The following is a 26,494-nucleotide window of genomic DNA, read 5'->3' on the forward strand; positions in this document are numbered from 1 at the left end:
TCCTGTAAGGGGCGTATAAACTCGCCGGTCCTTAGGCCGCGTATTTTGCGGCCTTAGTACCGCTGCGTGTTTATCCGAGCGAAAGCGTCCCCTTTAAGGATTCCTGCATGGCCGGTGCAGAGGGAAGGGGTTCCAAACCGGGCCGACGCCACGAAAACAGGGGCCGGTAGGGACAGGGGCATGTGCGAAGTTTGAGTAAGTAGATTTAGTATTGTGCAATAATAAAAAAAAGATACTGCCAAACGGAGCTGACTGTATCTTTTTCATTAAGGAAAAGTGATATATGTGATATGGTATCAACATCTGATAATCGCATTATCCGGTTTTCTTATCAATCAAGAAGGTCTCTCATTTTTCTCGCAAGGTATAGCGGCATATTGGTAATCAGACCATTTTTGAGGTAACCACGCTTAGAAAAGCGAATAGCATGTTCAGGCTTTTTCTCTATTATATAACGTTTAAAAGACGGCGCAGATTTATCCTCTCCTCCCTTTGTTTCAATGGGAATGATTTCAGTGCCATGCTGGATAATGAAGTCAATCTCACTGTTCTTGTCGGAATAATATCTCGGCTCAATATCAAATTGTCCTCGAAGCTGCTGCAGGACATAGTTCTCAGTTAGCGGCCCTTTGAACTGATAATCATTTTTTAAGAGAATCGCACTGTTGTCCAATCCGGCCATATGCTTGAGAAGTCCGGTATCAAAGACAAAAAGCTTAAAATTATCCAGCTTGTCAAAAGCAGAAAGCGGATGTTCCATCTTGGAGACATTATACACACGGTTTATCATTCCTGCAGAAACAAGCCATTCAATCGCTTCCTCAAAATCTCTGGCTCTCCCGCCTTCGCGGACAGCACCGTACATAAACTTCTCGTTAGGCTTTGCAAGCTGAGAGGCAATGCTTCGAAACACCATAAGGATGCGTCCGCTGTTGACCTTTCCGTTGTGCTTTGAGAAGTCGTTCTCATAGACCTCTATGAGTTCTCTTTGTATCCGGGCTATCCTGGCCGGATCCTTATACTTAACCCATGATGTAACACATTCAGGCATACCGCCAATAATGAGATAATAGTTATAGGCTTCGAGTAAACGATTATGGAATATTTCCTCAATATGCTGTTCCTTTTCAATACTGCAATAGTAGGCATATAAGGGCTCATCAAGCGCCTCCAGGAATTCATCAAATGTCAACGGGAAGATGTCAAGAAGATTGACCATGCCTACCGGATATGACTTCGGCTTTGCAAGCAGTGTTCCAAGAAGGCTTCCGGCGGCAATCACATGATAATCGTTTGCTTTTTCTTTAAAATACTTCAGAGAGTTCAATGCTTCCGGACATTCCTGGACTTCATCAAAGATAACCAGAGTTTCACCTGGAATAATCTTCTCTCCGGCAATCATGGACAACAGTTCAATAATTCTATAAGGATTTTTATTTACCTCAAAAATAGACTTGAGTTCGTCTTCTTCATCAAAGTTGAAATAAACATAGCTATTATAATAATTCTTTCCAAACTCCTTCATCAGCCATGTCTTGCCAACCTGTCTTGCACCTTTTAACACCATCGGCTTGCGTTCTTCACTGGATTTCCATTTTATCAAATCCTCAATTGCATTACGCTTCAAAATTATCACCACCCTTTTTAATCCACATATAACATAACACATTTTTCTGACTTTTTCAATAAAGTTATTTCACATTTTTACAGCAAAATCAGCCATTAAATTCACATTTTTCCGATTTATATATTTAAGCAGATGCGACAGCGCGGTGGTAATCTCCGCAATTCCAGGTGCAATCTGATTTTACCAATATTATTCCCCACACATGCAATATTTTTTTGTATCCAATATCTTTGTATCCACAAAAAAGTCTGTTTTTTCCATATATTCCTCGTTTTTATACATTCTCTTTTTCCAGAAAAGTGTTAAACTAAGTTTATCACCAAAAGGAAAATGGTATAAAGGGGAATTGGTTATGGAACATAAATTTATAACTTTTCAGAATACTCAGCAGATTATTCAGTTCGTCAATATGGTAAACAAGCTGGATTTTGATGTGGATGCCAAATACGGGAGCCGCGTTGTGGATGCGAAATCCATCCTGGGAGTGATATCTCTGGCTTCGTACAAAACCATTGAAGTGATCTTCCACTCTGACGCTGATTGTATCCCGCAGATAAATAAAATATTTGATTTAGCTTCATAAGGTAGATTATATGACTCCAGAAAAAATACATCTGATCATGTTTATGGGCCAGAGTAATATGGCCGGAAGGGGAACTGCCGAACAGGCCCCGGCAGTGCCGGATGGTACCGGATATGAATACCGTGCCGTTACTGCCCCGGATTGTCTGTTCCCGCTGACAGAACCCTTCGGAAAAGAAGAAAATAATATCGCCGGTGTATATGAACCCGGAATGAAAACCGGATCTATGGTATCAGCATTTGTCAATGCTTATGTTGAAGAAACCAAAGTTCCGGTTGTCGGCGTGTCCTGCTCCAAAGGCGGTTCCGCCATCGCAGAATGGCTCCCCGGGACTCCTTACTATCGGGATGCGGTATGCCGGATGAAGCGCTGCGAAGCCTTCCTTAAGAAGCAAGGGATTCTGATCGTACACCGTTTTATGGTGTGGTGCCAAGGATGCACGGATGGGGATCTTCATACGAATCCGGAAGTGTACCGAATACAGACCGCTGACATAATTCAGGCTTTTCAGAAAGAATGCGGGATAGAGAAATGCTTTTTGATTCAAATCGGTAATCACCGTGATGATCCGGATCTCTACCTTCCTGTTCAGGAGGCTCAGCTGCGATTGGCGGAGCAGGAACCTGATATAATTATGGTAAGCCGTCAGTTTGCCTCGTTTGCTGAACGGGGACTCATGAAGGATGAATTTCATTACTGTCAGGAAGGCTACAATCTGGTCGGGGCGGAAGCCGGGAGAAATGCAGGGCGTTATGTGACGCAAATCAAATAAAAAACAGACTGATAAACAGAAAGAGGCCCTCGCTGATTCAACGAGACGGCCTCTTTCCTTCCTTACCTGTTATTCTCCAAATCCAGCAATTCATTCCCTGCAAGCAGGACAATCCCAATCCCATGATTATCATTCACTACCCAAAACAATTCATCTCGGTAATATTCCTTCGTAAATGAAAATCCCGAGCCCTTACACACTCCGTAGACTGACCCGTCTTTATCAATACAGTATTCCGTCAGTCCCTTAAATCCTTTCTCCGCCGCTTCTCTGTAAAGGAACGCCTCTTCCCCATACCACCCATTCTTAACGCCTTTGGAAAAAGCATATGTAAACATAGCGGTGCAGGAAGCTTCTTCATAAGATGAGGAATCCGTAAGCACCTGATGCCACAATCCTTTCTCTCCCTGGAGCCTTCGATAAGAACCGCTCAGCGTCAGGAAAAGCTTCATGAGCTCATTATAATTCTCCAGTTCTTCTGTCAGTCCATCCAGAAAATACGACAGTGAAAACAATACCCAGCCATTCCCGCGTCCCCACGGAATCCCCGTCGCACATTTCCTGTCCAGATCATAAACATGGGAAAACACACCTGACTCCGGCAAAAATAAGTAAGAGGAAAACTTCAGGAACTGCCCGGCAGCCAGCTCCAGCGCCTCCGTATCGCCGGTTATATCATAAAAACACCTTAAAAACGGCGTGCTCATATATAAATCGTCGGCCCAGATTGTTGCTGTACCATGCGGACCGGCGGCAGGGCGGTAAAAGGTTCCATCCTCCAGCTTTGTTAGCTTATGAACGATAAATTCCCTTATCCGGCCGGCGATTTCCAAATATCCTTCATCCGGATCCAGCTTATAGCTTTCCAGCATGGCAAGCCCCATGGAACCGCAGTCATCCAGGCATTCCAGCCTCACTAAATTTTGATCATATGCCGGAGCGCCGTTCAGATCTTTATCAAGAACCGCTGATTCATACAAGGTTACACACGTTTTTATATGATGCTCCACATAGCTTTTAAGTTCTTCCTTTCCCAGGCTCACTGCCGTCCTGAGCAGGCCAAAGAGTGTTACCCCAAGCGGATAATCCCATCTTCCGAAAGCGCTTCCTCCCTGACTGACCCAATACTTATCACCGTAAGAGCCTTCAAAAAAAGTACGGAGGCACATATTTTTTCTGTCAAGAAGCCAGCGTTTTCCGCCCGGCATAGTCAACAGATTAAACAGCCCTTCCCTTTCTGCTTCCGCCTCTGACCCGAAGCATCCCGCATAAACCCAGCTTTCATCCGTTCCATTTATTTGCCCCGGCGGAAGAAGCTCACAGCCTTTTACCTGCACCACAGCGCCATAAGCCGTTCCGCCGCACCTGCTTATAACCGTCAAATCCATACTGCAGCATGGCGGGACAGCAATTGCATGGGTTCCCGTTTCACACACAAGCTGCAGTTTTCCTCCCAGATATACTTTATTATGCCCGAAACTCTCAATTACCAAGGAATACGCATCGTCCCCTCCCGCTCCGGTCCTCAGCTTACACCAGGCAATACAGTATCCTTCTTCTTCAGGAAATATCCGCTGCTGCGGAGTGGCTGCTCCAATCGTTTCTTTTTCCGCATCCGGGTTCCAGTGAATCCTGTCTGCTTCTGCCGAATCCCAATCCAGGCCTTCCGCTGTGCCGTTCCCCCACACAGGCTTTGTCTCCAGCAGATCCGACCATACCCATCCTGCCTGCCCTTGTCTTCCTCTCAGCGGAGACAAAACCGCTGTCCGAGGCAGGGAAAGCTGACAGCCGAAACCGGCAGCCGTCCTTCTGCATATCACAGTAATCATATTTCTTCCCGGTTTCAGCTCCGCATCAATCGAATGCCACAGCTCCTGATTTATTTCATCCGTAAACGTCGACCGGAATAACAGCCCTTCATTCAAATAAAGTTCTGTCGGGGAAAAGCAGGAAATCCCTATCGTCACCGTTTTTTCCAGGCCGCTCATCAGCATGCCGCCGACTATGGAATATCCGTCCGTGCCGGCTCCTGATGCAGAAGCCAGATCAATCTTCCAGCTTCCATCAGATGTTTGTTTAAACTGTTCCGTACTGACCGCACGCACCCGGAAGGCTGCAGGCGGATTCGCCCCCACGTACCGGTCTGCGATTACCGACAGCCGGGATTCAAGTGTTCCGGTATCCTCTGCCATACTCCATTCAGGATCGAAATAGGGAAGCTTCCTCATTTTATCTGATCTCCTTACCATTGAAATCCACTGTCATCGTTTTTCCATGATATGAAATTACATACTCATTTGTATCAAATTCCGCCTGGCAGTATGGATTATCATATCTCTTATAATGATCCAACTTAATCTCACGGCCATCCACAGTAAAAGGCTTATCCCATCCGGACGTGACAAGTCCAAGGGACGGCGACTGATAACGGATGTCAAATGTGTCTCCTTCAATATGCGACGCCGACACCGCCTCCGCAAACCTTTCAAAGCTGCCGTAGGTTTTCTGATCACCCATTTCACAGATCCATACATTGGCATGGCCCGGAACCCAGTAATCATAGGGAAGTGCCCTTTCGAACTCCTCTTCCCAGCTGTCCTTATAAACAGAGCGGAATAATTCCGGATCCTTATCGTTCCACCATCCCTTTTTCAGAGAGTAAAGCGCTGCGTATCCTTCTTCTTTCCTTCCGATAATCCAGCCGTTTTTCATTACAACCTCATCGAATTCCCGCTGCGGGAAATAAGCATGCGTACAGAGGCCATGCGCGCTGTCCGCCGGAATACGGTGAATGGAGATCAGCACATTTTTGTATGCGGCCGCCTTCGGCATACAGCCGTTCCCCACAAAATAATTGGGCCTTCCCTTATATTCCCCGGAACCGGGATGGGTTGCAAACACAATAGCCCGTCCGCCTAAGGATGCCTGCCAGATATGCTGCTGAAAGTTTCCTCTTCCCTTCCTGTAATTCTGGGCGCAGCTTAACATATAATCCTTCGTTTTATAGGAGTAAATCTCCACCTGGGTCAGCGCCGATGAATTGGGATCGGGGTCCGTATATACCCCCGCCGCATCGCACATCCTGAATTTTTCCAAATTAGCCGTAACCGCCGCATCTATATTATACCACTCCGGACAGAATTTTCTGGAATTATTTATAACCGACCGGTGATAAAAGGTATGCAGGCTCCAGTACAGCATAATATTATCAAAATCAGCCGGATCGATGCCATATCGCTCGGAATCCTCCACATTCAGGCTCATTCTCTGCCTGTTTTCTGATTCTTCAGGCGGATTCAGCGCAATCTCACAAATAACGTCACTGCACTGGTAATCATAAACCGCCAGAAGGATCGCCGCAGGCTCCAGCCCTCCGTCCACATAGCCCTTTCCCCATTGTTCTGCCGCCATCGCATTCGCAGAAGAGAAATCCGGATTCATAGTAGGAGCATTGTACATTCTTCCGTTTGTCGCGCAGAAATTTCCTTTCAGGGAATGTACGGCAATATCAAAGAACAGAAGCTCTGTCAGCCCCTCCGCCTGGCTGCGTATTTCCTCCTCTTCAGCAAGCTGGGATAATATCAGGAGTCCCAGCATATCCTCCGCATAATACCCGTTTGACAGCCACTCAGAGAAGCCGAAGCGCTTCCTCCATGTAAGCCATCGTTTCAAATAGGTGCGGCCATGCTCTCTGTGCCACTCTCCGTTTTCTCCATTATTGGTAAAAATCCTGTCACGGTAAAGCTGACCTGCCAGATACTCAATAGAATGGAATAAAACCTGATGGTTTTCCGTAAAATAGCAGGGCAGGTGGATGTCCTCGCCTGGCTCATCAATCCAATATTTAAAGTTGAGGACAGCATCCTCCAGCTCTTGCAGCAGCTCCTCCGTCAAAAGAGAGGAATCCCGGTAACGGTATAATATGGTCAGAAAAGCCGGTATCACAAAATCACCGCAGTCCAACCTTTCATTTACCCGGTAAAGCGACTGTCTGATATAGGGAAGATGAATCGGCCCGGTTTTAATTCCTCTGTTTAAAAGCTCAAGCCTCGCCAGTTCAAAATAAACCGTCTGAAAATTATTCATCAAATCATACTTCAGATACTTATTCGACTCCCCGCCTTTTACAATATGTTCCAGATACGCTGTTGATTTTTTCTTTCCATTCCGAATTTCTTCAAAATAATCTGTTTTCATAATATAGTCCACCTCATATTGTAACCATTCGTAAGACGGTGCGCCCGGAAATGAATCGGGCGCACCGTCAGCTGCATTATTTCATTTTGCCGTTCTCTTCCGGGCTTCAATAATCTGTTTTTATTTATTGCTGAAATAAGCGGTACGTTCTTCATTTACCGTTTCAACACCCGCATCCTTCAATGCCGCCATAAAGGAATCCCAGTTAGCCTCAAATTCACCCTCCGGACATGTTATGACTTTTACCAGCCATTCATCCCTGACAAGGTTGATATCCGCTGCAAGCTTAGCCTGTGAAGGAGATGTGTAAAGGGAATCATCGATATCCTCAATGTGGTCTCCCACTAAAGCATATTCCTGATCTGCGATGAAATGATCTTCATACCCGGGATACTGCTTTGCAGTCGCTTTATTGAAGTCATCCACTGTCTCAAAATAACCCGCATTGCCTGTAAGGAACAGGTCTCCGCGAATCCAGTCTTTATCAGCGGTGTTATAATCAGGGTCGATAACAACAGGAACCCCGTCTTCATCATATTCAAAATGTTCCCCTTCAAAACCGTGATAAAGAGTAAAGCCGCCCTCTTTTGTACACATCCAGTCAAGATAGGTAACACAGGCCTCCACTGTTTCTTCATCTGCCGTCTTAGGGCAGAACGCGATCAGGCCGCCTTCCGAATATGTGGTGGAATACTGCTTGTTGTCCCAGATATTCTTCAGAGGAGGGATTGCCACAAGATCAGCATCCGGGTAGTTCTTTCTCAATGTGGGCAATGCATAGCCTAACCGGGAATCGATATTAGCACCCACATGATCTTCAAACGTTGCCATATTGCCGTTTACAATATAACTGATATAGTCATCCGTGGGCAGTGCATAATATTCAGGATGGACCAGGCCGTTGTTATAAAGCTTATTCCTGAAACGGTAGAACTCCTTCATTCCTTCATCATAGTAATCCCTTGTAAGCTTACAGGAAATAAGGGACTGCAGAGGATCCGACGCAAGCTTTGAAAACGCCGCAAGGAAATAGCCGTCATCCCATGCCGTGGTTCCGATGATATCCGTCCTTCCGTCCGGATTGTTTTTAGTCATCTGTTCAACCAGATTATACAGCTCGTCAACCGTGGTCGGCACACTGAGGCCGAGGGCATCCATCCAGTCCTTTCTGACAAAGAAGTTACTGCGGGCGGTCGTTGCACGTCTGGCCACGATTCCATACAGCTCATTCCCGTTCGTTCTTCCCATATCAATGACGCTTTCCCCAAGATATTTCTTTAAGTTGGCAGCCTGTCCCTCACCGTCAACAAACTCCGACAGATCCCATACGCCTCCCTGATCATAATAATCTTTCGCTTTGGAATAGGTATAGGTCAATACAATATCAGGGGCAATCCCGCCCGCCATCATACTGGTCATCTTGTCAATTTCGTCTGATCTGGGAACAGCAATGAATTCAACATTAATGCCGACCTTTTTCATTTCCTCCTGTACATAATTCGTCCATTTGTTGTCCGTAATGGTTGACCCTGAAGGCGCATTTTCCCGGTCAAACAATTCAACCTGAATCGTTACGTTATCAAACTGCTTCGAACCATATGTAGTCTGATAACCACTGGAGGATGCCTGCTCCTCTCCCGCCCCTTCACTTGCGGCCGCAGCCTCGTTTCCGCCGGCCTCCGCGGAAGAACCGCCCTCAGCGCTTGTTCCTGCCGCTTTTCCGCATCCGGCAAATAATGACGCTGTCATTGCCAACGCGAGCAGACCTGAAAGAACCTTTTTCTTTTTCATAAAATTTTCCCCTTTCTACTATTTCGTAAATCTATATTTTATGACCGTTTCCGGTCAGATTTACCCTTTCACAGAGCCAAGCATGACACCCTTGACAAAGTATTTCTGAAGCCATGGATAAACAACCAGAATCGGAAGCGTTGAAACTACTACTATCGCCATTTTCAGGGACTGCGTCAGTACCATGGTACCCGCAATATTATCCGCGGAATTGGTGGTCAGCTCGCTTCCAAACAGCAATGATCTCAGCCTGAGCTGAAGGGTGTATTTATTAACGTCCTGAATATAAATCAATGCTTCAAAATATGAATTCCAGTACCCTACCGCATAAAAAAGCCCCATGGTTGCAATGATCGGCAATGACAGCGGAAGAATGATTTTAACAAGGATCTGCATATAGGAGGCTCCGTCTATCCGGGCGGCATCCTGCAGGCTTTCAGGCAGTTCCCTGAAAAAAGTCCTCATGACTATAAAATTAAATACACTGATCGACTGCGGAATAAACAGAGCCCCGAGCGTATCGTACAGCCCCACATTCTTTACCACCAAAAAGGTGGGAATCATACCTCCCCCGAAATACATCGTGAACAGGATCATGCCCGTGAGCACCTTTTTGCCCGGCAGATCATTTATGGACAGCGCGTATGCCGCAAACGTAGTGAGCACCAGGCTCAGGGCCGTGCCTAAAAGGGTGATGATAACTGTCGTTCTCATGGAAGTCCAGATCGTACTCCTGCCCAGAATCTGCTTATAGGCCTCCATCGAAAAATCAATCGGATAAAAGGTAACCTTTCCGGAAAGCACCGCATCATAGCCGCTGAAGGAGATGGACAGCACATTCAAAAAAGGATACAGACAGACAAAAGTCAAAAGAATGATCAGAAGATAATTCAGCGCAGTACCTATCGTTATTTTTTTCTTTACCGCTTTTTTCACAGACATGCTCTTCATCCTTATATAATCCCTTCCTCACCTATTAATTTTGCGAACCGATCCGCACCCAGCAGGATAATAATATTTACAACCGACTGAAACAATCCGATAGCCGTTGACTCACTGTACAGAGCCTTTTCAATACCGATCCGGTACGTATAAGTACTGATTACCTCCGACACTCCCATCACCTTGTTATTTCCCAGAAGCAGAGGGGCGTCCAGGCCGATTGACATCATCTTGGACAGAGAAAGAATAAGCATAGTTACTATGACAGACTTAATGCTCGGCAGTGTTATATAAATCAGACGCTGGAACCTTGACGCCCCGTCCAGATAAGCCGCCTCATATAAGCTCTCATCAACTCCGGTAAGCGCCGCCAGATATATGATTGTCCCCCATCCTATTTCTTTCCAGACGTGGCATACAATATATGTAAAAATCCACCATCCTTTTTCGCTCAAAAACGGAATCGCATCAAATCCCAGTCTTTGCAGAAGCATATTAATCGTTCCGTTCTGCAGGGCAAACATATTGGTCGCTATTCCGGCAACAACCACCCATGATACAAAATGCGGCAGGTAAAGGATGGACTGCGTTACCTTCTTGAATTTTGCACTTCCCAGCTCGTTCAGCATCAGGGAAACAATAATAGTCAACGGAAAACTGACTGCCAGTGATGTCAGATTCAGAACAAATGTATTTTTAATGGCAAGCCAGAAATTCTTATTTGCAAAAACTTTTTCAAAAACTTTAAATCCGATCCAGGGGCTGTCGAAAATCCCCTTGAAAATGTTGTAGTCCTTAAACGCAATGGTAATCCCGTACATCGGCGCATATCGGAATACCAGAAAATAAACAACGACAGGCAAAAGCATCAGATAAATCCATTTATAATTCCACGCCTTCACCAATGTCTTTTTTATATCCTTTCCCATCATATCCTCCTCTTTTTTCCATAAAATATTGCACGAACTTTTTATACGCATATCTGTTTTTACAACATATTTTTATAAACCATGCCTCCATTTCATAATTTCATTTGTGCACTATTTATCATTTTTTTCTCAAGGACATTCGAATTATATCAAAAAGGAATATATATGGACATAGAAAAAGTAAAGATAATTTGTAATTATCATTGCCCGTTTTATCATATAATGTTATACTGTAAAAAATAAATAATCGATAGGAGTATTTATTTATATGAGAAGAATAATTTACCCTCTCCCGCACACCCACTCAGATTTCAATATAGATAATGCTTATAACGATGAGTTTACTGTCGATTTAATTTACTATAACCACCGGTATCCAACTCCGGAATGGACTATCCCGCAGAGTATTATTGACTTTACGGATGTTACATATATCCTGGGCGGTGAGGCCGAATATTCTGTCAACGATGAAGTTTATCCCGTGTCGGCAGGAGATTTGATCTGTATCCCGCACGGAAGCAAACGAAGCGCAAAAACCTTTCCGAACCGCCTTATTGAAAGCCAATGCCTGAATATCGTCGTCCACACTCCCAAAGGGGCGCCGTTTTCCCTGCCCTTTCCACTCATCTGCAGGATTGGGAACCACCCGGATCTCTCCTTTCTGTATGACGAAATCCAAAAGGCTGTTTTATTAAAAAAGCCTGGCTGCAGGCTCCATGCCCAGGCCTACATTCTGCTCATTTTAGAAGAATTTTATCAGCTTCTCTATACGAAAAAGGAAAACAGAATAACTGATTTCCGGGTGAGAAAGATTATGGAATATGTGGCTGTCCATTACAATCAGTCGCTGAAGCTTTCCGACGCCGCCAGGATCGTGGATTTAAGCCCTGTCTATTTCGGCAATTTGTTTAAACAGCAGACAGGTATGTCCTTTCGGCAATATATCACCACCATAAGACTTAACCAGGCGGAAAACATGCTTCTGAACGGAGAAAATACAGTGGGGGAGGTTGCAGAATTATGCGGATTCTCAGATGCGTTTTATTTCAGTAAGGTATACCGGGAGCAAAAGGGAATATCACCATCTAAGGTTTCACGGTTTCATGATAACAGATGACCGGCTGTTCCTACTGGGATTCAGATAATCAGTATTCCGCAGCAAAGAAAAAGGTATGGCCTGCGCCATACCTGTCCTTACTTTCTTTGCATGCTTTATGCTATTTCTTCAATTTAGATCCGTTCCACCAGCGCTTTAAATTCCAGTGCCGCCGCAGTCAGGCGCCCTCAATACCAATCATGCTTCTCCCTCCGGTCGAGGGCATTCATCCGCTCCATCTCCTCCTCTGAGAGCGAAAATCCAAAAAGATCCAGGTTTTCCCTGATATGCTCCGGATTGCCGGAACCTGGAATGACCACAACACCCTTTTGCAGATTCCAGCGCAGAATGACCTGCGCAGAGGACACACCATGGGCTGCGGCAATCGCAGAGATGGTTTCATCCCCCAGCAGTTCACTTGTGTGCCCGCGTCCGCCCAGCGGATACCAGCCCTGTACGACAATGCCCAAATCCTGGATAAAGGGAATCACATCATTTTCCTGGTAATAGGGATGTATTTCATTTTGCACCAATGCAGGGGTGACTTTCACTTGCGGCAGGAACTCGGTCAGTTCCTCCACATACCAGTTTGACAACCCGACAGAGCGTATTTTCCCGTCAGCTGCGGCCTGCTCCATTGCTTTATAGGCGTGTACATCATTTTCCCCGGGGTGATGGAGAAGCATCAGATCAATGTATGTAAGGCCCATTCTCTGTAAAGCCTCGTCAATAGCTTCGGCGGCATTGGCGAACTGGTTCGGATAGAGCTTTGTTATGACGAAAATTTCATCTCTCGGCACACCGGATTCGCGGATGGCCTTTCCCACAGCCGCCTCGTTATGATACATATAAGCAGTGTCAATTAATCTGCCGCCCGCTTCCAGCAGGGCGCTGACGGAACGCGCACACTCCTCGTCCGACAGGCTGTAAGTACCAAGCCCCATGATGGGCATCTCATAACCGCTGTTTAGCAACACGGTTTTTGTTTCAAAGTCAAAATACCCAACTGTGTTTTCTGCTGAAATATCCAAGTTATCAATCCACTCCTTTACGCTTTCTTTTGTTGTCCCAGCCGGAAACCGTTCACCCGGCCTCCATGCAGCGGTATCCGGACAGAGACTATGCAGATTGGTATCGCTGGAGCCTATGCCGCTGCTATGGGAGGTGCAAAAAGGAACAATGGTTTTTCCGCTGAAATCATAGCTTTCCAGAAAGGTACTGATTATCCTCGGCGCCTGTCCGTGCCAGATGGGGTAAGCGAGAAACACAGTATCGTAGTTTTGCATATCCCCGACCTCACCTGAAATTGCAGGGCGGGCGGATGGGTCGCTTTGTTCACGATTCGCGCGGCTCGATGAATTGTTATAATCCAAATCCTCCTGTGTATAGGGCGTTTCAGGGACTATCTCATAAATATCGGCCTCTAAAATATCAGCCGCATATTGGGCAATCTTTTCTGTTGTTCCGGAAGCGGAAAAATAGGCGACTAAAATTGTGCTCTGCTTTTTCATATTTGATGTATCCAAAGTGTCGTCATCGGGGATTTCCGTTGGCAGCTCAAGCGCGGTCTGTAAGGCAGCTGATGGTTCCGGCTGCGGTACCTGCGCTCCCTTACAGCAGGCTGCCAGCCCGGGTGCCGTCAGCAGCACACAAAAGCAGGCAATCACTCTCTTCATCCTTGTTCCAAAATCCATATCTCCGAGATTTGCGCTCCGCTTGGAGAGACGTTTCTTATCAAAGCCATGTTTTTTCATACTAAACTCCTTTCCGGCCGGAAATCTGATCGGCTTCAATGAGCCGGATAATTTTAGCCGGCACTCCGCATCATTTTTTTATCTGATAAATCAGGTAATCCAGGCAGGAAATTTTCTTTTCCTCTTTATGTATCTGTGTTAAGAGTTGGTTTCGGTGAATTTCCAGCAATTCTAACTGCTTCTCTTTTTGATTTTCATCAAAATACCGAAGAAAATTCTCTATTATTCCTGCACTGCATCCCGCATCCTTCAGGTTTTGAACAATCGCATCTCTGTAATCCGGATTCATCATTACTTCATACCTCATTATCAATCACCAAACATCGGTTGCTCCTTCTTACCAAATATGTGTTTTTACTTCACGCTTATTATAAAATGGGAAAAGAATAATAACAAATACTTATATTTAATTTACTTGCATAGTTAAATCCTATTGCCATTCGTGTCAGACTTATTTTATGGTTTATTTCATACCTATCCTTTAAGTCGTTTTTTCAGCAATATTCTGAGATACATGAACTGACAAAAAACGGATTACGGATTAGGAGAGTGTCAAACGGAACTATGGGTACTTCAATATTTTCTTGCAATTGCAAGGGTGCAAAGCATTATACGGGCTGCCGAATCAGCTGTCGCTGTCCATGGAAGCATGTTCGGAAGCCCCCTGTTATAACGAAGATTATCCTTCTGATATATATGAGTATAAATGGCAGAAGCTGTGGCCATTACCACTCTCCAGGGGATTATGGCTGCCGGCGCGGAATTTATACGCCTGATTTCTGGCAAAACGGCCTGACCCCGTATGGGAAACTTGTTACATGGGAAATCAATCAGGAAGGTACTTTTATTAATGGAGAAAGAGTCAGTAATCTTAGAATTGAAGAATTGCAGGTAGAGACCGGAGATTATATTAAGTTCAGAATAGAATGCCGTGAAACCAGCAAAAACTGCGGAGGATTTAATTTGTTTGGAGAAAAAGCCGGGGATTATGATCAGCCTATTATACTTAATTTGGAGCATTAGGTTTCAAATTATCGCACATTCGCTTCATTCTGCTTTCATCCACAATCCGGTCCAAAATAAATAAAAGGTATTAAAAAAACAGTAGATGATAACAATATTCATCCACTGTTTTTTAAATATTATTAAATATAAAAACCATATGACACTCTTACTCTCTGTTAAACAGATACAATACATCACTGTTAAAATCATGTACAGTTATTATTGTTTTTCCATTCTTTTCATAGTACACCGGAACCCCAATATTATGCTCCTCTAAAATAATCATCCGCCCATGCCATTTGCTAACATCCACATTAAGGATGACCTCACTGTTATAAGGAAGATAAACTGCAACTTTCCCCTCTGCCTTACAACAATAACAGCCCGGAATAGGATTTTCCAGCAATTCCTGTGCTGGTTCTGTATCATACAGCTTAGCTTCTTCAAAAACAGACTTTGCAAACGAATAATCCCATGCTCCGGGAAAACGAAGAGCTGTTCCAAAATCATAAGGTATCCCGGAAAAAGAAGCATTATTAAAATGATTTTTTCTCCTGTGACATGACCAGATACCATGTGCCCCATAAGTAATTCCGGCTTTGGCACCCGTCATCAAGCTGCTCCATGCATTCCGCCGCACATCTTCCGCCCTGAAACGTCCCTCCCGAAAACCATCCTTATGCCCTTCATAAGAAGGTTCTGTATTAACAATAGGCCGTTTCACAGGCTGCCTTAAAAACTGGGCAGAATATTTTTCCGGATTATCCTGATCTAAAAAACTGTGACCGGACTGATAAGAATAAAAACTCAGGCCGGGATTATAAATCAAACAGTTATCCGGCTGCTCCCCCGGAGCTATATGCAGAGTCGTCAAGGCTCCATTATCCAGTTCATTAATAATTTTCAGTACTTCCATGCAGTAATCAGTAACTGCCTGATTTTCAAAACGAACATCACCTGATATTGCATAAATTGGATGATACTTTTTCACCCGCTCTACTACATAGCTATATATCGGATATAATTGTCTTTTAGGTATTACACGCTCTTCATGCCCCTTAGATGCCCAACTGTCAGGAATGTGGTGTGCCCAAACCAAGTGAAGGGCAACTGTTATCCCATATTCCTCTGCAACTGCAATCATCTTTTCCACCTTATTAAAATAGGCATCATTCCGCAGATAATAATTGGGAGTACCATCCTTATTTTTCATAAAAGGCAATAATTCATTAGCATCTGCACTATTGTCATGATCCAATGGGAAAAGACTAACCTGGACTACATTGAATCCCTGTACTTTTCGGTAATGTAAGTAATCCCTCCATTCGTCTTCACTTAATTTTGAGAATGCCATCCAGATTGTATCAGCAAGATAGAAAAAGGGCTTCCCATCCTTTAAAAAATAATCTTTACTTTCAGAAACAGTAATTTTAGGCATAAACATCCCTCAATTTCTACAATTTATTTTTTTTTAAAGCTTCATGCGCACTGACAATATTTTTTTTAAGATTCAAATCTTTACGGTTAAGCAAATTAATATACAAACTCTCTACAACACACATCTGCGTAATACGTTTTGAAACTATTTCTCCGCTTGAATGTTTGGAAAAAGCGGCTGTAAGAAGCAGTATGTCAGAATTTTTAGCCAACGGAGAAACAGGAAAATTGGTTATTGCGATCACAATAGCTTCCTTCTCTCTTGCATACTTAACAAGATCTACAATATTCTTTGTCTTACCCGAATAAGAAAAAGCAATTACCACATCACCTTTTTCCAAATGACTGATTGAAAGCAGCTGCAAATCCTGATCAGAACTTTCGTATACATTAAAACCTGCCAAAAAAAGCTTTTGATACGCAGATTTTACAACTGCATAAGCATCTCCCACACCGCATAGTACAATCTTTTTTGCGCTGGATATCGCGTCAACTGCCTGCGTATATTGCTTCTCATCTATCAATGCCAACGTATCTCTGAGAGCTGCAATGGAGGATTCAAAAACTACGGCGGCAACTTCTGATGTAGTGCTGTTTTCGTCTATATTATCATAAAATCCTGATTGTTCATCACTATTTTCCTGGTTTCTCAAATATTGGGACATATCAGCCTTCATTTCATGAAATCCACTATATCCCAAACGTTTGGCCAGACGAAACCATGTCGTTTCACTGCAGCCTGACACAGAAGAAAGCTCAACGATAGTATTGGAAGCCACATACTCCGGATTCTCCAGCATGACATCTGCCGCTTGCTTTTCCGCCCTTTTTAATGTTGGATAGACTGCCTGCATCTTCACCAGGCAAGCTCTGGGTAACTTATTTGCATTTGGTAGGCTGAACAAATCAGACAATTGGGAACCTCCTTTTATCGTTATCACGATACTAAATATCATTTCAGATCTATTAAATCACAATTTCCATATTTTGTATATATTTACTATTATCAGGGTATAGAAAGCAGCGGAAACAATAATTTCCTTATGTAACTCCGCCGCTTTCTATATTTAAAACTTATTTTTTATTTTCTGCAAGCCATGTATCAAGCTGTGTTTGAATTTCTCCGACTATTTTTTCAATACCCGCCTCTTTCAATTTCTGCCGGAACATTTCCAACCCTCGTTCAGGATCATCAGGATCTACAAGTCCCTTCTCAAGAGGATCTCCATATTCAGCAGCCACATTTGCCACATTTGCCATTTCAGTTTTTACCGGCTCTGTATCGGCAATAAAACCCATAATTGGTGAAAGTACTGCATTGGACTCCAGCATTTCATCCGTCTTTTCAGCAGTTGCAATATCTCCCTCTGAACGGAAATATTGTAAATATCTATTACCAAACTGCCATGTAGTATTAGGATAGTAACCAACTGTATCAATTGTCTTTCCATCCGCAAAATCAATTACCTTCTTGTCTTCATTCACCCATTTCCAGTGAACATCTTCAATCCCCCAATTAAGAAGGTTATGTACATATTCATTGGTATGCATTTCCTGAATAAACTTAATTGCTTCCTCAGGATGCTGTGAAGCTTTAGTAACCGCATTCCCGGAGCCGGTTGAACCAATTATACTCGGATGCCCCTGAAGAATACACTGCAAAATAGTATCTCCTCCCCATTCTGCCTGTCCCATAGCCGTAGTATCCCATGTGCTTGACATACAATGCAGGAAAGCTGCCATTTTACCTGTAGAACGCAAATTACCCATCTCTTCCTCCGTAGGCGGAGTCTTCAGTACATAACCTTTTTCATACCATTTTCTCATCAGTCGAATAGATTCTTCATATTCTTCTCCAAAAGGTGCTGCAAAAACGTCTGTCTTCCCATTAACCGCATCAATACAGACAAGTCCCTGTCCTTTAGGTGATTGTACATTTCCAACGGATTCATAACCATAATATCCGGGAAACCAGAGCCGTCCCCAGTATTCATCTGATGAAAGAATAGGTGTCACGCCTTCCTCATTCTCAAGAATCGCATCAAAATAAGGTTCATAATCCTCCCATTTCGAACAATTTTCCCAGTCAAATCCATATTTATCTGTTCTCTCTTTTGCGGTCCACATTCCAGGATAGCTGACACCGGGGTAATAGCAAGGTACCATATAAATATTTCCCTTGATTTTTTCAGAATCCCATATTGTTTCATCGTACATCTTATATAACTCAGGCGCTTCCTTCTGCAGAAGATCATCCAAGGCAAGCAAGCCTCCTGTTTGGTAACTGGTTATATAAGGCGCAAACTGGGATATTGAGATTACATCAGCATCATCACCAGTGGTCAGGATCAACGGCAGCTTTGTTGTCACCTCAGCAAAGGATAACGGATTCAATTCTACTTTTGCTCCAATTTTAGAAGCTATCGCTTCATTTAATGCATCTTGTACAAGTTCCACATCTTCCGGATTAGCCTTATCAGCCACAAAATAATACTTTAATGTAGGCAAATCAGCTACATCCTCCTGCTTACTCTCCTCCTGTACTGCCTGCGTATCTGCCCCTCCACCGTTTACCTCAGGCTGTTTGCTGCTTTGGCATCCTACCAGAGAAACGCCCAGCATTGTAACAGAAACAATTACCGCCAACCATTTGTTCATTTTCATAGCCACCTCTCCTTTTCTTTCTTTTTTTGTTTTAAACCCTGCATCCCTTTAATCAGCAGGTTTTATTATTAATCCCCTTTAATACTTCCAAGGGTTATTCCTCTCACAAAATATTTCTGGACAAATCCAAAGGAAAACATAACAGGCAGTAATGCCAATGTTGCGAGTGCCATCCGCAGTGTCAACGGAGACGTGGTTACCCCTGTATACTGCGCGCCTCCCTGTGGAATAATATTGGCATTATAGGTAAGTTTATATAACAAATACTGCAATGGATATAGCTTCTGTTTATCCACATACAAAAGTGCAAGCACCATATCATTCCAATATCCCAACAATGTGAACAAAGCCACTGTTGCCAGGCTTGGCTTTGACAAGGGCATAACAATAGAGAAAAAAATCCTGAATTCCCCGGCCCCATCCAATTTTGCTGATTCAGTTAACGAAGCCGGCAACCCTTTAAATTGGGAACGAAGCAGAAGTACATGAAAGGGTGCAATCATCATGGGCAGAATCAAAACCCATATTGTATTTTTTAAGTGCAGATACCTTGATATCAAAAGATACGTAGGCAGCGTCCCTCCATTAAACAGCATTGTAAAAAAGATAAAAAAATTAAGTTTACTGGCCATTTTAAATCCAGGTCTTGAGACAACATAAGCAAACATCGATGTAATGAATATGCTCAATACGGTACCTACCGCCGTCACAAAAATCGTAACTCCATAAGCTCTCACCACAAAAGCAGGCTGAACCAAAATATACCGATATGCATCTAATGAAAAGTTTTCCGGCCATATCTGAAATCCATTAGATGCCAAGGCTTCTTTATCCGCAAAAGAGGATATAATCAACAGCCAGATTGGTAATAATGCTGCCAGGCATAACGGAATAAACAATATAATAATCGAAGCAGTAAGTTTCTTTTTCCATAAAATATGTAATATATCCCGCATCTTTTCCTCCTAAAACAATGCATTCTCCTTATCAAAGCGATCCACCAGCCAGTTTGAACCCAAAATCAAAATAAAACCACATATTCCCTGGAACAATCCTGCCGCTGCCGCCATATTAAAGTCTCCTGTAACCAGTACAGACCTCATTACATAAGTATCTATTACATCTGTTGTTGACATAATTTGTCCCGTATTCCTTACTACATTATTAAAGAAATCAAAATTCGCATAAAACATTCGTCCCAATGCAAGAAATACATTTGTATAAATCAGAGGCTTTATCATTGGGAATGTAATATAACGCATCTCATGATATTTATTTCCGCCATCCAGTCTGACTGCCTCATATAATTCCGGATTAATAGTGACCATCCCCGCCAAATATATGATTGTAAAATATCCAAGACCTTTCCATACACTAATAATGGTAAGTATGACGGGCCAGTATCCCGGTTCTGCATACCAATTTATTTCTTTTATCCCCATACCATTCAACAGGTTATTAACAAGACCATTATCTGCATTTAAAAAAGCATAGGAAAAGTATCCGACAATAACCCATGAAATAAAATGTGGAAAAAAGAGCACTGATTGATATACTTTGGCGACTTTATACTTAAATATCTCATTTAAAAACAAAGCTGCCAATATTCCGAGAATTTGAACTGCCAGTGCAAACAGGGTATTAAGAAAAACCGTATTGAATACAAGACGTCCCGCCACCCCTGATTCAAAAAAGAAACGGAAATTATCAAATCCTACCCAGGGGCTTTTCAATACACCATCGGAAAAGTTATAACTTTTAAAAGCGAGTATAATTCCTCCCATTGGTATATAGTTAAAGATAATAACCACTACAATGCAGGGCAGCGCCATCAGATAAAGCTCCCAATCTTGCCACCAATGCCTCCCGGTGCCCCTCTTTTCTTTTACCATATCTTGTCACTCCAATCCAAATTTTTGTCCGCCTTCAATATAATTTAGTTCTTCGGGTTTTAAAATAAGATTCCCACAGGAAAAGTTATCAATCACCTGTGCTATTTTATGGGAACCAACAATAGGGAATGTTACAAAATCCGGATTACTGTACAGATAAGATAATACTAATTCAGATATGGATACTCCATATTCATCAGAAACTTGTTTCATACGTTCAAATCTTTCATAGCTTTTTTTCTCATAATAAAAGCTCCGGAACCCCTCATTCATTTGTTCCACCGTTCCTTTTTCAAAACGATGGAATAGTCCAAACGCAGTTGATTGATAAGAAAGCCACGGCAATTTTTTATTCTTATGATAATTAAAACGTGCGGTATTCATATACGCATTCTGAGGATCTCCATAAGGAAATTTTTTTAGCAAAGCGGCGTTCCACAACCCTTGCACTGCACAGAAGGTATTTATACCCTTTTGTTCCGCAATTTTATCTGCTTCTATAATCCTGGACGATGACATGTTTGAAGCAGCAAAATATCTTATTTTTCCTTTCTTTTGCAGATTATTTAATTCTTCAAGAATTCCCTCCATGGGTTCTTTGGGATCATCTCTGTGGATATACCATAAATCAATACAATCTGTACGTAATGTCTGCAAACTCCATTCCACATGTCTTCGTATTGTTTCCGGGCTGCAGCAATTGTTCTCTGCAGTTTCTTCATCCGGCATGCATCCTTTTGTCGCAATTACTACTTTTCCCTGCATGTTACGTTTTTCCATCCATTCGCCGACAGTCTTTTCACTGACGCTGCGTTCTATACCCGGGACCCAATTACCATAGTCCTTAGCGGTATCAATAAATGTTCCTCCATGCTCATACATGGCATCAAACAATTTGAACGATTCTTCTTTGCTGACGCTGCTGCCGATTTCTCCTGTTCCCATACAAACCACTGATACCTCTAAATCAGTTCCTGGAATTTTACAATATCTCATATTTACCTCCTCCTATTAATTAATTTCATTTTTATATTTACTCATCACATAATTTTTGTATTCTTTTATTAAATCCGAAAATTATTTTCTTTTTGCAAATATTTTTTCGAAATTTTTATGACTCATCTGTTGTTTTCAACATAGCATTATTTTTTTAAAAAGTAAATGTTTTTTTGCATTTTCTACATATTATCCAAATTTATCTCTCTGTATTTATTCACTTTTGCTTAATACATTGATTTTTTCATTATATATTTCACTACAAATTATTTTCATTTTAATTATTAATATATTGCTTGACATTTTTACTTTTTAGTTTTAATTTTAAAATATATTCTCAATAAAAACATTTAATGAATGGAGGTAACATATGGAACAAAACTTAATTGTTGCGGAAATAGAACGAACTCTTCGTATAGAAGCTTCTTCTATTTCTTCCTTGGAGAACAGACTGGATATGGACACAATGTACCGCATTGTTAAGGCTATTGCAGACTGCCGGGGAAAAATTATTGTTTCTGGCTGTGGTACTTCTGCAATGGCCGCCAGGAAAGTCGTTCATTCCCTCAACTGCATTGAATGCCCGGCTCTTTTTCTATCTCCTTCAGATGCAGTTCACGGAGGTCTTGGAGTTTTACAGAAAGAGGATATTCTTATCTTAATATCTAAAGGAGGGAATACCACCGAACTATTGAAAATTATTCCTGCCTGTAAAACAAAAAAAGCAGTTTTAATCGGCATATCTGAAAATCCCGACTCTGCTATAGCCAAAGCAAGCAATATTTACCTGAAAGTAAGTATTGACAGCGAACCCTGCCGGTTTAATATGCTTGCTACAGCAAGCACCTTATCTGTCATTGCAGTATTTGATGCCATATGCATTGCACTTATGCAGGAAACCGGGTATACCAAAGAACAATTCGCAATAATTCATCCGGGGGGAGCCGTAGGAGAAAGACTTACAGGAAAGGAGCAAGGATAATGAAAGGAACCATGAAGGCAGCTGTCTTTAAAGATATAGAAAAAATTATTCTGGAAGATTTACCCATACCAGATTGTCCGGCGGATGGAATTCTGCTCAAAATACATGCATGTGGGATCTGCGGCAGCGATGTCCGCAATTATCATAACGGATTAAAGGATGGGATTAAAAACCAGATTCCAGGGCACGAAATAGCTGGCGAAATCATAGAAGTCGGAAAGAACACAACAAGATATGAAATAGGGGATCGTGTCGCCTTAGCACCCGATGTCAGCTGTGGTTCCTGCTGGTTCTGTAAACACGGCTTGGTTAATTTATGTTTAAATCATAAAATGCTGGGAACTCATTATCCGGGCGGTTATGCACAATACATGGCTGTCCCCGGTGAGGTACTGACAAATGGCTTTATAGAACTTATACCTGAAGACATGTCGTATGAACATGCCGCTTTTGCAGAAACTGCTGCTGCTGTTGTAGCATGTCAGAAAAGGATCAATGTGTCGCTGGGTGATCGAGTCCTTATTATAGGCGATGGTCCGGTCGGATGTCTTCATGCTGAAATTGCAAAAGCACATGGTGCCTCACTTGTTATGATGGCTGGTATGGACAGACTTACTCTGGCAAAAAAAATGGGCTGCGAACTTCTGTTAGACAACAGAGAACCTTCTAAAGTAAAAGAGAAAGTTATGGAGGCCACAAACGGACTGGGGGCCGATATTGTCATCTGTGCTGTTCCTACTATTTATGTGCAGCAGCAGGCATTGGAGCTATGCCGAAAACGAGGTACTGTGGTTATTTATGGCGGCGTTCCCAAAAGCAATGAGATGTCCCCCCTGAACTCAAATCTTATTCATTATAACGAACTAACTGTGACTGGATCCTTTTCTTATCCGGCCATCGGCTTGTCAGATGCTCTTGATGCAATATACCATAAGCACATCCATGCAGAATATTATATTAACAAATTTGTCCCTTTAGACAAAATCAAAGAAGGTATCGAAACAATAGAAGCCGGGGAAGCCCTCAAGGTTATCATATCTCCATGGATTCAGTAAATAGAAAACAAAAAAGGAAGGAGTATTACACATGTATGAAATTGATCGGAAATTAAAAGAACTGTCACAGGCAGGAACTCCTGTACGTATTGCCCTCATCGGAGCCGGCCAGATGGGAAAGGATATTGTGTCCCAAATCAGTAAAATGGAAGGAATCATATGCGATATAGTTGTTGACGTTGATTCCTCAATAGCACTGGAAGCCTATCATCTCTCCGGTAATTATGACAATATTGTCACTACAGATTCTTTAGAAGAAGCTGAAGCAGCAATAAATTCCGGTAAAAAAATCGCCTCTTCCAGCTACATTATTGCAACTCGTTTATCTTCTGTACAATGTGTAATTGATGCCACCGGTTCTCCTGAAATGGGCGCCAGAATTACTATGGAGTGTATCTTTTACAAAAAACATATTGTAATGATGAATGTAGAATGTGATATCACCATAGGCCCCATTCTCAGAAAACTATGCGAACAGGCTGGTATCGTTTATTCCCTTACTGCAGGTGATGAACCCGGTTCTATTATTGAAATATACCGTTTTGCCAAAGCACTTGGTTTTGAAGTTATTGCCGCAGGAAAAGGGAAAAACAATCCTCTTGACATTTATGCCAATCCTTCAATGCCCGAATGGAAAGAGAAAGCTGAAAAACGTGAAATGAACCCGCGCATGCTTATAGAATTTGTAGACGGTTCCAAAACCATGATTGAAATGGCAGCCGTGTCCAACGCGACCGGATTATTACCTGATATTCGCGGCATGCATGGCCCTAAATGTAATGTGAAGGATCTTGCAAAAGTTTTTTCCCTGAAAAGCCAGGGGGGCATCCTGGAGCATACCGGAGTTGTTGACTTTGGCATTGGGGATATTAATCCTGGTGTATTTGTAATCGTAACTACTGATAACCAACGTATCATCGATGGCCTTGTACAAAGAGATATGGGAACCGGGCCTAATTACCTGCTTTATCGCCCTTATCACCTCTGTTCCATTGAAACCCCTATTACTGCTGTTCAGGAAGTGGTCTATGGAGAGTCTACTGCCCATCCTATGGATCATCTGACTTCCGAATGCATCACTATTGCAAAGAAAGACCTCAAAAAAGGAGAGATTCTTGATGCAATTGGAGAATATTGCTATCGTGCAAGCATTGATTCCCATGAAGTAGCCAAAAGGGAAAATATGCTTCCGATAGGCCTGGCCAAAGGGGCAGTATTAAATTGTGATGTGGATAAAGATGAAGTCATCACCTATGATATGGTATCACTGGACGACAATTCGGTGCTGCTGCAGCTTCGCAGACTGCAGGATCAATTATTAGGTTAATTTACAGGAGGAATCATTATGGATTATAAAGTTAAAATTGGTTTTGCCCCTACCAGAAGAAGAATATTTTCAGTAGAGGATGCTTTAAAATATAAAAAGCTCATCGCTGATAAGCTCAAATCGCTCGATATCACCTTCGTTGATATTGAAGATATTAATGAAGAAGGGCTGCTGCGGGGCGCTGACGATGTCCAACCAATTATAGACAAATTCACGAGAGAGAAGGTGGACGCTCTTTTTATTCCCCACTGCAATTTTGGTTCTGAACATTCATGCGGTAAACTGGCACGGGCTCTCCAGGTACCGGTTCTTCTCTGGGGTCCCCGTGATGAAGCCCCCCTTCCTGACGGAAGCCGCCTGAGAGACAGCCAATGCGGCCTTTTTGCAACAGGTAAGGTATTACGGCGTATGCAAGTACCTTTTACATATTTACCTAATTGCAGCGTGGATGATTCCTGTTTTACAGAAGGTATTAGAAGATTTGAAGCAACAGCAAATGTAGTACGGGAATTCCGTCGGGCAAGAATTCTTCAAATCAGCACACGACCGGCCGATTTTTGGACCATGATGTGTAATGAAGGTGAATTGCTGGAACGCTTTAATATTCAGTTATTCCCTATTTCTATGACCGAGCTTACTGATCGCGTCAGGCAGCTGGCTGAATCTAAGGATGCACAGGTAACAGCTACAATCAACTATATCTATGCACATATGGATGTTTGTATCAGCGAAGAAGAAGTAAAAAAAGTAGCTGCGCTAAAAACAGCTATGAAATATTATGCAGAAGAAAACGGCTGTAATGCAATTGCCATACAGTGCTGGGATTCTCTTCAGCAGGCACTGCATGTTATGCCCTGCTGCGCTAATGCATTGCTGACCGAAGAAGGTCTCCCTGTAGCCTGTGAAACGGATATTCATGGTGCCATTACTTCTATTCTGGTTCAGGCCGCGGGAATGGGGAAAAGTCCCAGCTTTTTTGTAGACTGGTCCATACGTCATCCCCAAAATGACAACGGGGAACTCCTTCAGCATTGTGGTCCCTGGCCGCTTTCCCTCGCAAAAGAAAGGGCCCGGCTGGACAGACCTTTTGCCTTTCCCGAGCATTGTCCCGGAGCGGTTGTATCTGAAATACGCGGCGGCGAAATCTCTATATTCCGCTTCGATGGAGACAATGGCGAATATGGACTGCTCATGGGCACTGCGACAGGAATTGAAGGACCTAAAACTCAGGGAACGTATCTATGGATAGAGGTTCCTGACTGGCCCAGGGTCGAAAGCATGATCGTGCGCGGCCCATATGTCCATCATGCAACTTGTATCCACGGAAACCTTCTCCCCGTAATATATGAAGCCCTTGCCTATTTGCCTGTCATCAAAGCTGACTTCTTTGATGACAGTCAAAAGAAACAGACGCTCGACACTCTTCACAGATAAGGGAGGAATTT

21 protein-coding genes are annotated in these 26,494 nt (G+C 42.9%); 7 read left to right on the forward strand and 14 right to left on the reverse strand.

Translation table 11 applies throughout. From position 1 onward, the window contains the following. Window positions 1-331 precede the first annotated feature (331 nt). Window positions 332-1,627: an ATP-binding protein gene (locus BLA28_RS08690; protein WP_069156936.1), complete on the reverse strand. Its 1,296-nt coding sequence runs from the start codon at window positions 1,625-1,627 to the stop codon at window positions 332-334. 352 nt (window positions 1,628-1,979) lie between these two features. Here BLA28_RS08690 and BLA28_RS08695 point away from each other — a divergent pair, with 352 nt between their 5' ends. Further along, window positions 1,980-2,210, forward strand: a complete 231-nt coding sequence (locus BLA28_RS08695; RefSeq protein ID WP_069156935.1) for an HPr family phosphocarrier protein — start codon at window positions 1,980-1,982, stop codon at window positions 2,208-2,210. Between the two features lie 10 nt (window positions 2,211-2,220). Further along, complete coding sequence (locus tag BLA28_RS08700) at window positions 2,221-2,982, forward strand: sialate O-acetylesterase (RefSeq protein ID WP_069156934.1); 762 nt, start codon at window positions 2,221-2,223, stop codon at window positions 2,980-2,982. Between the two features lie 62 nt (window positions 2,983-3,044). Here BLA28_RS08700 and BLA28_RS08705 read toward each other — a convergent pair whose 3' ends face one another. From BLA28_RS08705 to BLA28_RS08725, 5 genes are all read right to left on the reverse strand, one after another. After that, a complete protein-coding gene (locus tag BLA28_RS08705) occupies window positions 3,045-5,210 on the reverse strand; it encodes a glycoside hydrolase family 88/105 protein (RefSeq protein WP_071699004.1) in 2,166 nt (721 codons plus the stop codon). 1 nt (window position 5,211) lies between these two features. Next, a complete protein-coding gene (locus tag BLA28_RS08710) occupies window positions 5,212-7,179 on the reverse strand; it encodes a hypothetical protein (RefSeq protein ID WP_071699005.1) in 1,968 nt (655 codons plus the stop codon). Window positions 7,180-7,299: 120 nt separating this feature from the next. After that, window positions 7,300-8,970 (reverse strand): extracellular solute-binding protein, encoded by a 1,671-nt coding sequence (locus BLA28_RS08715; RefSeq protein WP_071699006.1) that lies wholly within the window; start codon window positions 8,968-8,970, stop codon window positions 7,300-7,302. Window positions 8,971-9,030: 60 nt separating this feature from the next. Then, a complete protein-coding gene (locus tag BLA28_RS08720) occupies window positions 9,031-9,912 on the reverse strand; it encodes a carbohydrate ABC transporter permease (protein WP_044968773.1) in 882 nt (293 codons plus the stop codon). A gap of 11 nt (window positions 9,913-9,923) precedes the next feature. Beyond that, window positions 9,924-10,844 carry an ABC transporter permease gene (locus tag BLA28_RS08725; protein ID WP_242877432.1) on the reverse strand — a complete coding sequence of 307 codons (921 nt, stop codon included), beginning with the start codon at window positions 10,842-10,844 and terminating at the stop codon, window positions 9,924-9,926. A 265-nt stretch (window positions 10,845-11,109) separates the two neighbouring features. Between BLA28_RS08725 and BLA28_RS08730 the strand changes: the two genes are divergently transcribed. Next, complete coding sequence (locus BLA28_RS08730) at window positions 11,110-11,958, forward strand: helix-turn-helix transcriptional regulator (RefSeq protein WP_071699007.1); 849 nt, start codon at window positions 11,110-11,112, stop codon at window positions 11,956-11,958. A gap of 167 nt (window positions 11,959-12,125) precedes the next feature. On the opposite strand, the gene BLA28_RS08735 is transcribed toward BLA28_RS08730, so the two are convergent. From BLA28_RS08735 to BLA28_RS08775, 8 genes are all read right to left on the reverse strand, one after another. Then, entirely contained in the window at window positions 12,126-13,691 is a 1,566-nt protein-coding gene (locus BLA28_RS08735) for a flavodoxin (protein ID WP_071699008.1), read from the reverse strand. 70 nt (window positions 13,692-13,761) lie between these two features. Continuing rightward, window positions 13,762-13,998, reverse strand: a complete 237-nt coding sequence (locus tag BLA28_RS08740) for a hypothetical protein (RefSeq protein ID WP_242878271.1) — start codon at window positions 13,996-13,998, stop codon at window positions 13,762-13,764. A gap of 864 nt (window positions 13,999-14,862) precedes the next feature. Beyond that, the gene (locus tag BLA28_RS08750) at window positions 14,863-16,134 is read right to left on the reverse strand and encodes an apiosidase-like domain-containing protein (RefSeq protein WP_071699010.1); all 1,272 of its coding nucleotides are present in this window, start codon (window positions 16,132-16,134) and stop codon (window positions 14,863-14,865) included. 16 nt (window positions 16,135-16,150) lie between these two features. Further along, window positions 16,151-17,047, reverse strand: coding sequence for a MurR/RpiR family transcriptional regulator (locus tag BLA28_RS08755; RefSeq protein ID WP_071699011.1), 897 nt, complete (start codon window positions 17,045-17,047; stop codon window positions 16,151-16,153). A 160-nt stretch (window positions 17,048-17,207) separates the two neighbouring features. Beyond that, on the reverse strand, window positions 17,208-18,797 hold the full coding sequence (locus BLA28_RS08760) for an ABC transporter substrate-binding protein (RefSeq protein WP_071699012.1): 1,590 nt from the start codon (window positions 18,795-18,797) through the stop codon (window positions 17,208-17,210). Between the two features lie 68 nt (window positions 18,798-18,865). Continuing rightward, a complete protein-coding gene (locus BLA28_RS08765) occupies window positions 18,866-19,753 on the reverse strand; it encodes a carbohydrate ABC transporter permease (RefSeq protein ID WP_071699013.1) in 888 nt (295 codons plus the stop codon). Window positions 19,754-19,762: 9 nt separating this feature from the next. Continuing rightward, window positions 19,763-20,689 carry an ABC transporter permease gene (locus BLA28_RS08770; RefSeq protein WP_071699014.1) on the reverse strand — a complete coding sequence of 309 codons (927 nt, stop codon included), beginning with the start codon at window positions 20,687-20,689 and terminating at the stop codon, window positions 19,763-19,765. A 6-nt stretch (window positions 20,690-20,695) separates the two neighbouring features. After that, window positions 20,696-21,685 (reverse strand): aldo/keto reductase, encoded by a 990-nt coding sequence (locus BLA28_RS08775; protein WP_071699015.1) that lies wholly within the window; start codon window positions 21,683-21,685, stop codon window positions 20,696-20,698. Window positions 21,686-22,055: 370 nt separating this feature from the next. On the opposite strand from BLA28_RS08775, the gene BLA28_RS08780 reads away from it, so the two are divergent. From BLA28_RS08780 to BLA28_RS08795, 4 genes are read left to right on the forward strand one after another with little or no spacing between them, the layout of a single operon-like run. Beyond that, complete coding sequence (locus BLA28_RS08780; protein WP_071699016.1) at window positions 22,056-22,667, forward strand: KpsF/GutQ family sugar-phosphate isomerase; 612 nt, start codon at window positions 22,056-22,058, stop codon at window positions 22,665-22,667. Then, on the forward strand, window positions 22,667-23,722 hold the full coding sequence (locus tag BLA28_RS08785) for an alcohol dehydrogenase catalytic domain-containing protein (RefSeq protein WP_081365590.1): 1,056 nt from the start codon (window positions 22,667-22,669) through the stop codon (window positions 23,720-23,722). Before BLA28_RS08780 ends, BLA28_RS08785 begins: the two co-directional genes overlap by 1 nt. A gap of 31 nt (window positions 23,723-23,753) precedes the next feature. After that, on the forward strand, window positions 23,754-25,049 hold the full coding sequence (locus BLA28_RS08790; protein ID WP_071699017.1) for an NAD(P)H-dependent oxidoreductase: 1,296 nt from the start codon (window positions 23,754-23,756) through the stop codon (window positions 25,047-25,049). Window positions 25,050-25,067: 18 nt separating this feature from the next. Next, window positions 25,068-26,483, forward strand: coding sequence for an L-fucose/L-arabinose isomerase family protein (locus BLA28_RS08795; RefSeq protein WP_071699018.1), 1,416 nt, complete (start codon window positions 25,068-25,070; stop codon window positions 26,481-26,483). Window positions 26,484-26,494: the final 11 nt, after the last annotated feature.

The organism is Eisenbergiella tayi (assembly GCF_001881565.1).
Taxonomy (GTDB): domain Bacteria; phylum Bacillota; class Clostridia; order Lachnospirales; family Lachnospiraceae; genus Eisenbergiella; species Eisenbergiella tayi.